Genomic DNA, 13,218 nt, shown 5'->3' on the forward strand with positions numbered 1-13,218 from the left:
CCGGAGCGGTGGTCCGTCCGGCGCGGCTTTCCGTTTCAGGGCATCGGTATCAAAGCGTGGCCGGCAGCGGCATGCCCAGCCACTTCACCGTCAGCGCATTGAGTTCCCCGTCCTTCTTCACGTCCGCCAGGATCGCGTTGACCTTGGCCTGCAGCTTGGGTTCGCCCTTGTTCAGGCCGATGAAGCAAGGCGAGTTCTTGATCAGGAACTTGGGCTCCGGCTTCTTGGGCGGGTTCTTGGCGAGGATGGCGGCCGCGACCACGTTGCCCGTCGCCACCAGTTGCACCTGGCCGGACAGGAAGGCACTGATGGTGCCGTTGTTGTCTTCGTAGCGCTTGATGGTGGCGGTGGGCGGGGCGATCTTGCTCAGCTCCAGGTCCTCGACCGCCCCGCGCGTCACGCCGACGGTCTTGCCGGCCAGGTCGGCGGCGCCGGCCACTTTCTGGTCGGCCGTGCCGAACACGCCATTATAGAACGGCGCATAAGCTTCGCTGAAGTCGATGGCCTTCTCGCGCTCGGGGTTCTTGCCCATGCTGGAGATCACCAGGTCCACCTTCTTCGTCTGCAGGTAGGGCACGCGGTTGGTGCTGGTCACCGGCACCAGTTCCAGTTTCACCCCCATCTTTTTGGCGATCAGCGCCGCCACGTCGATGTCCAGCCCTTGCGGCTTCATCTCGGCGTTGACCGAGCCGAAGGGCGGGAAGTCCTGCGGAACCGCGACCTTGAGCACGCCGGCCTTGATCACGTCATCGAGCGCTTCGGCGCCGGCAGTCTGCATCGAGAGGGCGAGGGCGGCGGCACCGAGGCCGAGGAGGAGTTTCGAGAGTTTCATAAAGGGTCCTTGCAGGCTTGCCGTTGAGGTGATGAGGTTGGTGAGGTACGAATGAGAGTCGGTGCTTCAGGCACGCGGCCCCAGCGGGCGCAGCGCCTGGCGAAGCGGATCGGGCGGGACTTCCGGCGTGGCGGCGCTGAGGCCAGCCTCCACGTGGCGGAGATGCGCATCCATCAATGCAATGGCGCGTTCGGTGTCGCCCTGGGCCAGCGCCGCCACGATCTGCACATGCTCGGCGCAGGATTCGTTGGCCTGGTGGCTGGACTGGTAGCGCATGGCGATCAGCGTGGTGCGCGCGGTCAGGTCGCGCAGCGTGTCGGCCAGCAGCACATTGCCCACGCACTCGCCCAGGCACACATGGAAGTCGCCCAGGAGGTAGCTGCGCAGGGCCGTGTCGTCGCCGCGCAGCGCGCGCTGCTCCTGCGCCACATGCGCTTGCAGCCGGTCAATGGCAGCCGCCGAGACCGGTGCCGCATAGCGCAGCAAGCCCAGTTCGATCGCGCGCCGCGCGGCAAAAGCCTGGCTGGCCTCCTGCCGGGACGGCTCGATCACGAACCAGCCGCGCCGGGCCGACACCGTGACGATGCCGCGTGCCGCCAGTCGAGTCAGCGCTTCGCGCACCAGGGTCCGGCTAACGCCGAACAGCCCTGCCAGCGCCTGCTCGCCCAGTCGGGTGCCGGGGGCCAGCCGCTGGGCCAGGACCGATTGTGTGATGCGCTCGGCGATCCCGGCGGATGTGCTGCCGCGCACGTGGCCGGGGGCGTCGGAAAAGGATGGGATGGCGAAGGTCATGGCAGGCTAAGAGGCAAGAGGTATGCCAGCCTGATATACAAGCATGGTGCACATGTTTTGTACGCAATAAGCCGGTCAACGGCCAGGCGTACGCACCAGTTGTGCGCGGCTTTGTGCCGGGTGAGTGCGGCGGCACGGGAATGGTGCGTGGATGTCTGTGGTGGCGCGGCGCCAGGGGCGCCACCCACCAGCCACGCTTGTCACCAGCCGCCGCCAAGCGCCCGGAACGTCGCCACCGCCGCGCGCGCGTTGTCGGCATGCACGCGGGCCTGCTGGTCGCGCGCGGCCAGCAACTGGCGTTCCTCGTCCAGCACCTCGAACAGGCTGACGGCACCACCCTTGTAGGCGTCTTCGGAGGCGCCACGCGCCCGCACGTGGGCGTCGATCTCGGTGGACAGTTCCTTGCCCTGCAACTCCAGTTCGGTGAGGGTGACGATGGCGTTCTCCACGTCTTCCGTGGCGCGCAACATGGCCTTGCGGTAATTGACCAGCGCTTCGGCATTGGCGCCCTTGGCCTGCGCCACCTCGGCATCGACGCGGCCGAAATCGAACAGGCGCCAGCGCAAACCGGCCGCCGCCAGCGGCTGGAACGCTGCAGCGGAGAACAGCTTGCCGGCGCTCAGGCTCTCGAAACCGAGCAGGGCCGACAACGACAGCTTGGGATAGTACTCGGCGGTGGCCGCGCCGATGCGGGCGCTGCTGGCCGCCAGCCTGCGTTCCGCGGCGATCACGTCTGGGCGGCGGCGCAGCAGGTCGGCGGGCCCCTGGGCCACGGAGATGGCAGGCACCGTCATGCCGTCCGGCAGCGGGCCAAGCTCCGCGGCGTAGGTGCCGGGCTGGGCACCCATCAGCACATCGAGCCGGTTCAACTGGGTTTGCAACTCGATGCGCAGCGGCGGGATGGTTACTCGCGCCTGTGCCACCAGCGCTTCCGCCTGGGCCACCTCGCGGCTGGACGACAGGCCGTCGCGCAAGCGCAGGCGCACCAGCTCCAACAGCCTGGCGTTGGTCGCGACCTGATCCTGCGCAATGGCGATGCGCTGCTGCGCGCCGCGTACCCGGAAATAGGCATCGGCGGCTTCGGCCGCGACCGAGATGCGCACCCCGAGCTGGTCGGCCTGCGCGGCCTGCGCTTCGGCGTCGGCCGCTTCCGCGCCACGCCGCAGGCCGCCGAACAAATCGATCTCCCAGCTTGCGCCGGCGCCTACATCGTAGAGCGCGAAATTGCGGTTGTAGCCCGGGAACTGGCTGCCGATCTTGCCCAGCGGGCTTTCCAGCGATTGCCGTTCCTTGACTGCCTGCGCCGACAGGCTGCCCTGCGGCAGCAACTGCGCGCCGGCCTCGGCGGCAACGGCGCGCGCCTGCTGCACGCGGGCCAACGCGGCGGCCAGGTCCAGGTTCTGGTCCAGCGCGCGCTGGACGATGCGCGTCAGCGCGGGATCGTCGAAGCCCGTCCACCAGTTATCCAGCGCGGGGGCGGGCCGTTGCGCCTCGAGCGCGGCCAGCGTATCGGCATGCGGGTAGCTTGCCGCCGTGTCGGTGGCGGGCACCCGGTAATCCGGGCCTACCGCCGCGCAGGCGGCCAGGCCCACCGCTGCCAGCGTTGCCGCTGCGAGCGCCGTGGCCCGGGTCGCAAGCGTGCGGAGGTGCGGATGCGCCGGGGCTGTTTCGGTGCGGGGCAGGGTACGACTCATTTCCATCTCCATCGGTTATTCCGGAAGCGGCGTGTCCGCCGCCGCAAAGACTTTGTTTAACAAGTTACTTGCATGATGCTATCCGCAACTCTATACTAACTTTCATCTTGATAGCAACCTGATTTCCGGAGGTCGCGAACATGCAGAAAAAGCCGCTCGACAATGCACCTTGTCCCATCGCCCGCAGCCTGGCGCGGGTGGGCGAGCCGTGGAGCATCCTGATCCTGCGGGAGGCGTTCTATGGCGCGAGCCGCTTCGACGACTTCCAGAAGCAACTGGGGATCGCGCCCAATATGCTGGCCCGCCGCCTGGAGACGCTGGTGCGCGAGGACCTGCTGGAGCGGCGCCAGTATTGCGAGCGGCCGCCGCGCTTCGAATACCTGCTGACCGCGCGGGGACGTGAATTCCGGCCGGTGATGCTGGTGCTGCTGGCCTGGGGCAACCGCCACTTCTCGCCCGAGGGCGAGAGCGTGCAACTGGTGGACCGGCACACCGGCGCCACCGTCACTCCGGTCCTGGTGGATGCGGCGACCGGGCATCCCATTACCGAAGCGGATCACATGGTCATGCCAGGGCCGGCTGCCAGCGAGCGCTTGCGCGCCAAGCTTCACAAATCGGCAGCCGCGTGCGCGGACGCCACCCCGAACGTCCCGCACGCAGCGGGCCAAATCTGAAAGCATCAAAACGACAGCAAGAGGAAGCGTCATGACAAGCGACATCGCCGCCGAGCGTGCTGGCTCGGAGCCCATTCCCGTCTCTAAACCTCGGCTCAGCCCCAGGCGCCTGCTGATGACCGGCGCGCTCGTCGCCGCCGGCCTGGGCGCTGCGGCTTACGGCCAGCACTGGTGGTCGCACGGCCGTTTCCTGCAAAGCACCGACGATGCCTATGTGGGCGGAGAGGTGACGGTGATCGCGCCGAAGGTGCCGGGCTACCTGGCCGAAGTCACGGTGACCGACAACCAGCAGGTGCACGCAGGCGACTTGCTGGCCCGCATCGACGATCGCGACTACCGTGCCGCGCTGGCCAAGGCGGAAGGTGCGGTGGCGGCCCAGCAGGCGCTGCTGGCCAACCTCGACGCCACCCGGTCCCTGCAGGAGGCCGTGATCAGCCAGGCCCGGGCGGCGGTGACGGCGGTGGATGCCGACACCGCGCGAGCCCGCGACGACCAGGCCCGTTACCAGAGCCTGGCGGCCAAGTCGGCCGTATCGATCCAGAGCTCGCAAAAGGCAGACTCCGATTACAAGCAGTCGCTGGCCAACACGCAGAAGGCGCAGGCCAGCCTGCTCGCCGCGCAGCGCCAGGTCGACGTGATCGCCACGCAGAAGCTGCAGGCCCAGGCGGCGCTCGCGCAGGCCACCGCGGAGCGCGATATCGCCAAACTGAACCTTGGCTACACGGAGTTGCGAGCGCCCATCGACGGCACTGTTGGCAACCGCCGCGCCCGCGTGGGCGCCTACGCCGCCGGCGGCACGCAATTGCTCTCGATCGTGCCGGCGCGCGGGCTGTGGGTCGATGCCAACTTCAAGGAAGGGCAGCTTGCGCATCTGCGGCCGGGCATGCGCGCCACCGTGGAGGCCGATGTGCTGCCGGGGCGTGTTTTCCACGGCCGCGTGACCAGCCTGGCGCCGGCCACCGGCGCGCAGTTCAGCGTGCTGCCGCCGGAGAACGCCACCGGCAACTTCACCAAGATCGTCCAGCGCGTGCCGGTGCGCATCATGCTGGAGGAAAACGAGGCCACGCTGGCCATGCTCCGGCCCGGCCTGTCGGTGGTCGCCGAAGTCGATTCCCGCGCGGACGCGCAGGTGCAGCCATGAGCACCGGCGTCCTCGCCGCGCCCGGGCAGGGCGCGCAGCCGGCCGAGACCAAGCCTTCACCCCCGGCATTCTCCGCGGCCTCGATGACCACGGCCGCCAAGGTGTTCGCCTTCGCCACCATGTGCGTGGGCATGTTTATCGCCTTGCTGGATATCCAGATCGTCTCGGCCTCGCTGCGCGATATCGGCGGCGGGCTCTCGGCCGGCACCGATGAAACCGTGTGGGTGCAGACCAGCTACCTGATCGCCGAGATCATCGTCATCCCGTTGTCGGGCTGGCTGTCGCGGGTAATGTCCACGCGCTGGCTGTTTGCCGCGTCGGCGGCCGGGTTCACGCTGACCAGCCTGCTGTGCGGCATTGCCTGGAACATCCAGAGCATGATCGCCTTTCGCGCCATGCAGGGCTTCCTGGGCGGCTCGATGATCCCGCTGGTGTTCACCACCGCCTTTGCGTTCTTCGCCGGCAAGCAGCGCGTCATCGCCGCCGCCACGATCGGCGCGCTGGCTTCGCTGGCGCCTACGCTCGGACCCACCGTGGGCGGCTGGATCACCGACAACTTCTCCTGGCACTGGCTGTTCTTCATCAACCTGGTTCCCGGCATCTTCGTCACCGTAGCCGTGCCCATGCTGGTGCGCGTGGACCGGCCCAACTGGTCCCTGATACGCGGCGCCGACTACCTCGGCATGACCTTGATGGCGCTGTTCCTCGGCTGCCTGCAATACACGCTGGAGGAAGGCCCGCGCTGGGACTGGTTCGGCGACGACGTGATCCGCGCCACGGCTTGGATCTCGGCCATTGCGGGCGTCGGCTTTGTCTGGCGCAGCCTGACCTATGCGCAGCCGGTGGTGGATTTGCGCGCGCTCAAGGACCGCAACTTCGCGCTGGGCTGCTTCTTTTCCTTCATGGCCGGCGTGGGCATTTTCGCCACCATCTATCTCACGCCGCTGTTCCTTGGCCGCGTGCGCGGCTTCAGCGCGTTGCAGATCGGGCTGGCGGTGTTTTCCACCGGCGTGTTCCAGGTCATGTCGATCCCCGTCTACGCCTTCTTCGCCAACCGTGTGGACCTGCGCTGGCTGATGATGTTCGGGCTGGGCTGCTTTGCGTTCTCGATGTGGCAGTTCGCGCCCATCACGCATGACTGGGGCGCGCAGGAATTGCTGCTGCCGCAGGCATTTCGCGGCATGGCGCAGCAGTTCGCGGTGGCGCCGGCGGTCACGCTCACGCTCGGAGCGCTGTCGCCAGAGCGGCTCAAGCTGGCGTCCGGCCTGTTCAACCTGATGCGCAACCTGGGCGGCGCGATCGGCATCGCCGGTTGCGCGACGATCCTGAACGACCGCACCAACCTGCATTTCCAGCGCATCGCCGAGCACCTGAACTACCGCAACGAGGCGATGGGCGCGCTGCTGCAGACCGTCGGCAGCAATATGGCCGCGTGGAGCAACGACATCGCCGACGCGCAGAGCGCGGCGCTCAGGCAACTGTGGGCGCTGGCGTGGCGCGAGGCGCAGACGCAGACCTTTGGCGATGCCTTCCTGGTCATCATGGTCTGCTTTGTGATCACCACCGCGATGGTGCCGCTGATGCGCAAGGTGGCGGCGCCGAAAGCGCCGTCGGCCGACGCGCATTGAACCAGGCGGGCGAGGGTGGTGCCTGTACCGCCCTTGGCAGCTCGATGACACCGGGCCGGGCGTCGGGCATTGCAGCGACGCCGGCTCTCCAACCCCTAACCGGAGATTCAAGATGAAACCCAGTCTTCACAACGCGCTGGCCTGCGCGGCGCTGTTTGCCGCCATGGCATGCAATCCGGCGCACGCAAGCACGGAGCAGCCGCGCGACAGCGGCGTAGGATGCGCCCGCACCGACAATCGCTACTGCAAGGCCCCGCATGATTTTGCCGCCGGCGATACGCGCGCGGAACCGCAGGCATCCCCGTCGGCGGCCGGGCGCTGATCCGTGGCCGCGGCGAGCCCGCTACGAACGCGGGGCGGCTCGCCGTGCCTTGGGCTTCGCGACTGCCGGCTCCGGCGCGGCGCAAGCAGTGGCCTTTGCCTTACCGGCAGCTAGCAGGCCTGTCAGGACGAACTGTTGCACGGCCTGCCGCCACTGCGGCAGCGTCACCTTCGGGCGTGTGCTGGGTCCGGTGGGCTTGGCGCTGAAGAACATGCTGACGCCGTGCATGGCCGACCAGGCGCAGCGCACCATCATGTCGTCGAATTGTTCCGCCAGGCCGTTTTCAGTGAAGTAGTCCTGTACTGCGCCAAACAGGAGCTGGTAAGACGCGCTGCCCGCTTCCAGCAGCTCGGGGTAGTTCTCCTTGCCCACGATCTGCGGACCGAACATCAGGTAGAACAGGGCAGGGTGCTTGACGGCGAACTCGATATAACCGTCCATGACGGTGAGCAGCCTGGCTTCGGCCGTCATCTCGTCAGACAGCCGGGCTCGGCGCGTTGCCACCAGCTCGCGGAAGCCGTCGGCGGCAATCGCGGCGAGCAGGCCTTCCTTGTCGGCGAACTGGTTGCGCGGCGCGCCGTGCGAAACGCCGGCGAGCCTGGCCGCCGAACGCAGCGTCAGCCCATGGACGCCTTCGGCGGCCAGGATCTCCCTGCCGCAGCGGATCATTTCTTCCCGCAGGTTGCCATGGTGATAGCTTTGGCGTGCCGGGGGCGTGGTAGCGTTTGTCATGTGTTGCCGTTCGCGGTATCGTCAGGCCTCCATGTTAGCGCTAATGAACACCGGACCCTCGCAGGCCCGGCCGGCGCCTACTGCAGAGTGATGTGTTTCTCGGCGACGACCTTGGCCCAGCGGTCCGCGTCCTTTCGGATCTGGGCGTCGAACGCGGCGGCCGTGGTACCGCTTGGTTCGGTTCCCAGTTCGAGCAGCTTGGACCTGACCTCGGGCAGGGCGACCGCCTTCGACACCTCCGCACTGAGCCGATTGACGATGGCGTCGGGTGTGCCCGCCGGGGCAAACAGGCCGAACCAGCCGACATCGGCAAACTGCGGATAGCCTTGCTCGACGAAGGTCGGGACGCTCTCCAGGCCCTTCCAGCGCCGCGGGCCTGTCACGCCGATAGCGCGGACAGTGCCCGCCTGGACATGCGGCTTGATCGAGAGGGGATCCACGAACAGGCCGTTGATCTGTCCGCCGATCAGATCCTGGATCGCTGGGGCCGATCCCTTGTAAGGAACGTGCAGCATGTCGAGCCCGGTTGCCGAGGCGAGCAGCTCACCCCAGAGATGGGAGCCGGTGCCGGTGCCGAACGAGCCGAAATTGAGCTTGGTGACCGATGTCTTGCCATATGCGAGATAGCTTTTCAGGTCTGTCACCGGCAGCTTGCGGTCCACGACGAATACGACCGGCGACGCGGTAATCTCCGCCACGCCCCTGAAGCTCTTGATCGCGTTGTACGGGAGATCCTTGAACAGGGCCGGCTGGATGCTGTGCGCGGAATTGTTCATCAGCAGGGTATAGCCATCCGGCGCGGCTTTCGCCGCGATCGAGTAGCCCACCACCGTCTGACCGCCCGGCCGGTTGTCCACGATGACCGGCTGGCCCAGCTGCCGCGACAACGCGGCGCCGAGGGTGCGGGCGATGATGTCGGTGCCCCCGCCAGCGGCATAGGGAACGATGATCCGGATCGGATGCGCGGGGTAGTCCCCCGGCTTCTCGGCTAGCGCGGGATTGGCCGCCAGCAGCAGGGTGCTGGCGACACCGGCCGCAACGCGCGCGGCCGTGTCGGATAGGGGCATGGCTGTCTCCTTCGTTCTTTGTGTCTACTCGTACACCACCGAGTACTTGATTGTCAGCGTGGCGAATGCGGCATTGATAGTAGCCGTCGCTGCCTCCCGCTCGGCTACGCCCAGCGTGGCGGGCAGCACCAGTGTTGAAGTCAGGCCCTGGTCGCCCCGATCCTCGACGCGGATGTCCTGCACGGGTACCGCAACGTCCGTGGCGGCATCCGACAGCATCTGATACTGGGCGCGCCGGATGGCGTCGCCGCGCAGGACATTCTTCTGGATCTTTCCGACCGCCGTCTTGGGGATGACATCGACCAGGTAGAACTGTTTCGGCACCGCGGCGCGCTCGGGAATCACCTCGTAGGCGTAGTGTTTCAGGCGCCCGAGCGGGTAGTTGCTTCCCGCTTTGAGCGCAATGTATGCCACCGGCAATTCGCCCGCGTGCGCGTCCGGGATGCCGATCGCGGCGGCATCGAACACGGCTGGGTGACGATAGAGCGCTTCCTCGATCATGCGCGGGTCGATATTGTTGCCGCCGCGGATGATCAGGTCCTTGGCTCTGCCGGTTAGCCAGAAGTAGCCCTCCGGATCCATATAGCCGAGGTCGCCGGTGTTGAACCAGCCGCCTTCGAACCAGATGTTCTGGTTGTGCTTCGGTTCCAGGTAGCCGTTGAAGATATTGGGCCCGCGTACCACCACCACGCCGGGCTCGCCCGGCGCGCAATCGCGCACGATGCGATGATCGGCCACCTTTACCGCCTTCATCTGCTGATAGGCCTTTCGAAAGCCGATCGAACCCGTGCGGGCCTCGCCATAGCGCGGGTTGCAAGCGCTCAGCGCGGTGCCTTCGGTCAGGCCATAGCCTTCGATGATCACCGATCCGGTCTTCTTCTCGAAGGCCTCGGCGATCGCCGTGGAAAGCGGAGCGGTGCCGCAACTCGCTGCCTGCAGGGAACTGATGTCGGCGTCTTCGATCGGTATGTTCAGGAGCATATTGACGACGCTTGGCACCATACCGAGCGCGGTGACGCGGAATCGCTCGATGATGCGCCAGATGTTGCGGATCACCGAAGGATCGCGCCAGCCGCCGGAGGTCAGCATGACCACCGAAGCGCCTCGGGCCAGCGGCATCAGGCAATTGGTCAGGACGCCCGTGACGTGGAACATCGGGACGCCGCAGACGCGCACATCACTCGGCTGTACGTCGTACTGCATACCGCTGACCCAGGCCATGAAGACCTCGTTGCCATGCGTGTGCAGGGCGAGCTTGGGCGTGCCTGTGGTGCCACCGGTATGGAACATCGAGGCGGTGTCGTCCGGTGAAAAACGGCGTCCGCTGTCAAGCGTCTCCGCATTGAAACGCGGCAGTTCGGCATCGAGGTCGACAAACGCGCTTTCGCTGGCCTGGCCTCCGCCCGCCTTGATCCAGTGCCGCACGCCGGGCAAGTCCTGCCGGATCAGCATGGCCTTGTTCCATGCCTCGATATCCGGATCGGGGCCGTAGACGATGACCGCCTTTGCCCCGGCATTGCTCAACAGGGTACGGATGATCTCCGGCTCCAGCATCCAGTTGACGGGGCAGGCAATACCTGTCGCCTCGCTGCCCCAGATCGCGTACTGCGATTCCAGCGCAACCGGCATGAGAATGCCGATCACGTCGGTCGGACCGAGGCCGAGCGCGCCCAGCAGGTTGGCAGTCTGGGTGATGCGACCGAACAGCTGCCCGTGGGTGACCGTGGTGGTGCGGTCGAGCTCATCGCCGGATGCGAAATGGTACAGCGCGGGTGCGTCCGGCGCACGATCGCGCGCCATGCGCAGCAGCTCATAAGTGCTGGCGGGCAGGTTGCGCCCGGCGAGCGGCGTTTGCTCGAAACGCTCGATATCGGCGATCGACCGGACCTGCAGTCGTGGCTCATAGAGATCAAGGTGGCCGGTGCTCGCCGCGTGCACGGTGTTCTCGGCTTCCATGGTTGCGTGTCTCATGATCAGGTTCCCCGGTAGACCGGACGGCGCTTGTTGAGGAAGGCATCGCCACCCTCATGCATGTCGTCGGTGCTGAAGAGTGTGGCGAAGGCGAGCTGTTCCATCATCAGCGCCGTTTCCAGGCTCGCGTCCTGGCCATTGTTGATCATCAGCTTGGCCATGGCGATGGAGTGCGGCGATTTCTCGGCGATGCGATGCACATAGGCCTTGGCCTCATCCAGCAAATTTGCCGCGGGTACAACCTTGTTGATCAGCCCGATACGGTAGGCCTCGTCCGGCTTGATGATCTCGCCGGTAAAGATCATTTCCTTGGCGCGGGTCGCGCCCACCAGGCGAACGAGGCGCTGGGTACCCCCGCGTCCCGGGATCAGGCCGACATTGGTTTCTGTCTGCCCCATCAGGGCGTTGTCGGCGGCCACGCGGAGATCGCAGGCCATGGCGAGCTCCAGGCCGCCGCCGAAGCAGGGCCCGGCAATGGCCGCAACCACCGGCACGGTGCTGTGATGAATCAGCGCCCACAGGTCGGGTGCGCCGCTGGTCGGGCTAAACGACTCGATCGGGCGACGCTTGAGCATTTCGACGAGATCGCCCCCGGAGACGAAGGCCTTGGTGCCGCCCCAGAGGACGATGCCGCGGATGGTCTTGTCCGCCATCAGCGAGGCCATCGCCGCGTAGATGTCATTGCGCAGCGCGCCGTTGAGCGCGTTGTACTTCTCGAGGCGGTTCATCGTCACGATGCCGCAGCTGCCGTCCCGGTCGACGAACACGGTGTCGTACTCGGTGATACTGGCGGTCGGATTGCTTGTCATTGCTTTGTCTCCTGATGTACTGACGTGCCGCTTAGTGGATGAACTCGAACAGGCCGGCCGCACCCATACCGCCGGCGGCGCACATGGTCACCACGCCATACTTCGCCTTGCGGCGCCGGCCCTCCAGCAGGATGTGGCCTACCTGGCGCGCGCCGGTCATGCCATAGGGGTGGCCGATCGCAATGGCGCCACCATTGACGTTGACGCGCTCTTCCGGCAGCCCGAGCTGGTCGATGCAATACAAGGCCTGGCAGCCGAACGCTTCGTTGAGTTCCCACAGGTCGATATCGTCGATGGTGAGTGCATTGCGTTCCAGCAGACGCGGCACGGCGCGCACCGGGCCAATGCCCATCTCGTCCGGTTCCACGCCCGCGGTGGCCAGGCCGATGAAGTAGCCTAGGGGCTCCAGGCCGCGCCGCTCCGCTTCCTTCTCCGACATCACCACGAGTGCCGCTGCGCCGTCCGACAACTGGCTGGCATTGCCGGCGGTCACCTGGTATCCCTCACCTTTCACCGGGGGCAAGGCGCTGAGCTTTTCCAGTGTGGTGTCCGGCCGGTTCCCTTCGTCCGCTTCGAGCAGGCACGCCTCGGTGACCGTTTGACCGGTCGCCTTGTCCGTTACGCCCTTGATCGTGGCAAGCGGCACGATCTCATCCCTGAACAGCCCGGCCTGCTGGGCCTTGTCGGTAAGCTGCTGGCTGCGCAGCGAAAAGGCATCGGACCGTTCCCGCGACATGCCATAACGCTTGGCCAGAATCTCGGCGGTATCGATCATGTGCAGGTACACATCCGGCCGGTGCTCGGCCAGCCAGGCTTCCTGCCGGGCCGTCTTGAGGGTGACCGGCTGCGACTGGCTGATCGATTCGACGCCGCCCGCCACCATGACCGGGACCTTGTCGATCAACACCCGCTGAGCGGCGAAGGCCACCGCTTGCAGACCGGAAGCGCAGAAGCGCGTGAGCGTCGTCCCGCTCACCGAAACCGGCAGGCCAGCGCGAATGCCGGCCGCGCGGGCGATGTTGCCGCCCGTGACGGCAATTGGCTGGCCGCAGCCAAAGATGATGTCCTCGACTTCGGCGCCTTCGAGCCGCGCCCGGCTGACCGCGTGCTCGATCGCGTGTCCTGCCATGGTGGCCCCATGCGTCTGGTTGAAGGCTCCGCGTCCGGCTTTGCCGATAGGGGTGCGGGCGTACGAAACGATGACTGCGCGAGACATAAGTTCTCCTTTGGTATTGACAGGCGCATGCGCATTTCCAATTTGGGCGCACGGCAAATATAGACAGTGGATACATGTGGGCGAATCGAGCGGAGAATGGCATGAGGCAAGTTAATTCCTTCTCCGCGACGACCGATTGACTTCATCGGTGTATCCACTGTCTACATGCTAGTGATCGAGTATCGCGAGGTCAAGGCATCAACGCCGGGACGCGGGTTAACCTCGATCAGGCGGTGTGTTCGTGAGAGGGGCGGGTGCCGGCGATCGACGCGATCGCGTCGATCGCAAGCGGGGAAATGCACGACGACGAAGCCGCCGTGATGTGGAAATTGAAGGGGGG

Annotated in this window: 12 protein-coding genes; 4 read left to right on the forward strand and 8 right to left on the reverse strand. The window is 66.3% G+C overall.

The features are described from left to right. Positions 1-49 precede the first annotated feature (49 nt). The 3 genes from ACZY0R_RS14930 to ACZY0R_RS14940 form a co-directional block, all read right to left on the reverse strand. Positions 50-832, reverse strand: a complete 783-nt coding sequence (locus ACZY0R_RS14930; RefSeq protein WP_488859124.1) for a transporter substrate-binding domain-containing protein — start codon at positions 830-832, stop codon at positions 50-52. Between the two features lie 66 nt (positions 833-898). Then, the gene (locus ACZY0R_RS14935; protein ID WP_488859125.1) at positions 899-1,624 is read right to left on the reverse strand and encodes a GntR family transcriptional regulator; all 726 of its coding nucleotides are present in this window, start codon (positions 1,622-1,624) and stop codon (positions 899-901) included. A gap of 200 nt (positions 1,625-1,824) precedes the next feature. Continuing rightward, positions 1,825-3,318: an efflux transporter outer membrane subunit gene (locus ACZY0R_RS14940; protein WP_488859126.1), complete on the reverse strand. Its 1,494-nt coding sequence runs from the start codon at positions 3,316-3,318 to the stop codon at positions 1,825-1,827. 140 nt (positions 3,319-3,458) lie between these two features. Between ACZY0R_RS14940 and ACZY0R_RS14945 the strand changes: the two genes are divergently transcribed. The 4 genes from ACZY0R_RS14945 (at position 3,459) to ACZY0R_RS14960 (ending at position 7,083) form a co-directional block, all read left to right on the forward strand. Then, a complete protein-coding gene (locus tag ACZY0R_RS14945) occupies positions 3,459-3,992 on the forward strand; it encodes a winged helix-turn-helix transcriptional regulator (RefSeq protein ID WP_488859127.1) in 534 nt (177 codons plus the stop codon). Positions 3,993-4,023: 31 nt separating this feature from the next. Further along, complete coding sequence (locus tag ACZY0R_RS14950) at positions 4,024-5,133, forward strand: HlyD family secretion protein (protein WP_488859128.1); 1,110 nt, start codon at positions 4,024-4,026, stop codon at positions 5,131-5,133. Then, positions 5,130-6,761, forward strand: coding sequence for a DHA2 family efflux MFS transporter permease subunit (locus tag ACZY0R_RS14955; protein WP_488859129.1), 1,632 nt, complete (start codon positions 5,130-5,132; stop codon positions 6,759-6,761). The genes ACZY0R_RS14950 and ACZY0R_RS14955 overlap by 4 nt, the downstream gene beginning before the upstream one ends. Positions 6,762-6,873: 112 nt before the next feature. Continuing rightward, positions 6,874-7,083, forward strand: a complete 210-nt coding sequence (locus tag ACZY0R_RS14960; protein WP_488859130.1) for a hypothetical protein — start codon at positions 6,874-6,876, stop codon at positions 7,081-7,083. Between the two features lie 21 nt (positions 7,084-7,104). Here ACZY0R_RS14960 and ACZY0R_RS14965 read toward each other — a convergent pair whose 3' ends face one another. From ACZY0R_RS14965 to ACZY0R_RS14985, 5 genes are all read right to left on the reverse strand, one after another. Then, positions 7,105-7,815, reverse strand: a complete 711-nt coding sequence (locus ACZY0R_RS14965; protein ID WP_488859131.1) for a TetR/AcrR family transcriptional regulator — start codon at positions 7,813-7,815, stop codon at positions 7,105-7,107. Between the two features lie 77 nt (positions 7,816-7,892). Next, positions 7,893-8,882 carry a tripartite tricarboxylate transporter substrate binding protein gene (locus tag ACZY0R_RS14970; protein ID WP_488859132.1) on the reverse strand — a complete coding sequence of 330 codons (990 nt, stop codon included), beginning with the start codon at positions 8,880-8,882 and terminating at the stop codon, positions 7,893-7,895. 24 nt (positions 8,883-8,906) lie between these two features. Beyond that, positions 8,907-10,853, reverse strand: coding sequence for an acyl-CoA synthetase (locus tag ACZY0R_RS14975; RefSeq protein WP_488859133.1), 1,947 nt, complete (start codon positions 10,851-10,853; stop codon positions 8,907-8,909). A gap of 2 nt (positions 10,854-10,855) precedes the next feature. Continuing rightward, positions 10,856-11,662, reverse strand: coding sequence for an enoyl-CoA hydratase/isomerase family protein (locus ACZY0R_RS14980; protein WP_488859134.1), 807 nt, complete (start codon positions 11,660-11,662; stop codon positions 10,856-10,858). 31 nt (positions 11,663-11,693) lie between these two features. Continuing rightward, a complete protein-coding gene (locus ACZY0R_RS14985) occupies positions 11,694-12,878 on the reverse strand; it encodes an acetyl-CoA C-acyltransferase (RefSeq protein WP_488859135.1) in 1,185 nt (394 codons plus the stop codon). Positions 12,879-13,218 lie beyond the last annotated feature (340 nt).

Source organism: Cupriavidus sp. F041, from assembly GCF_057814235.1.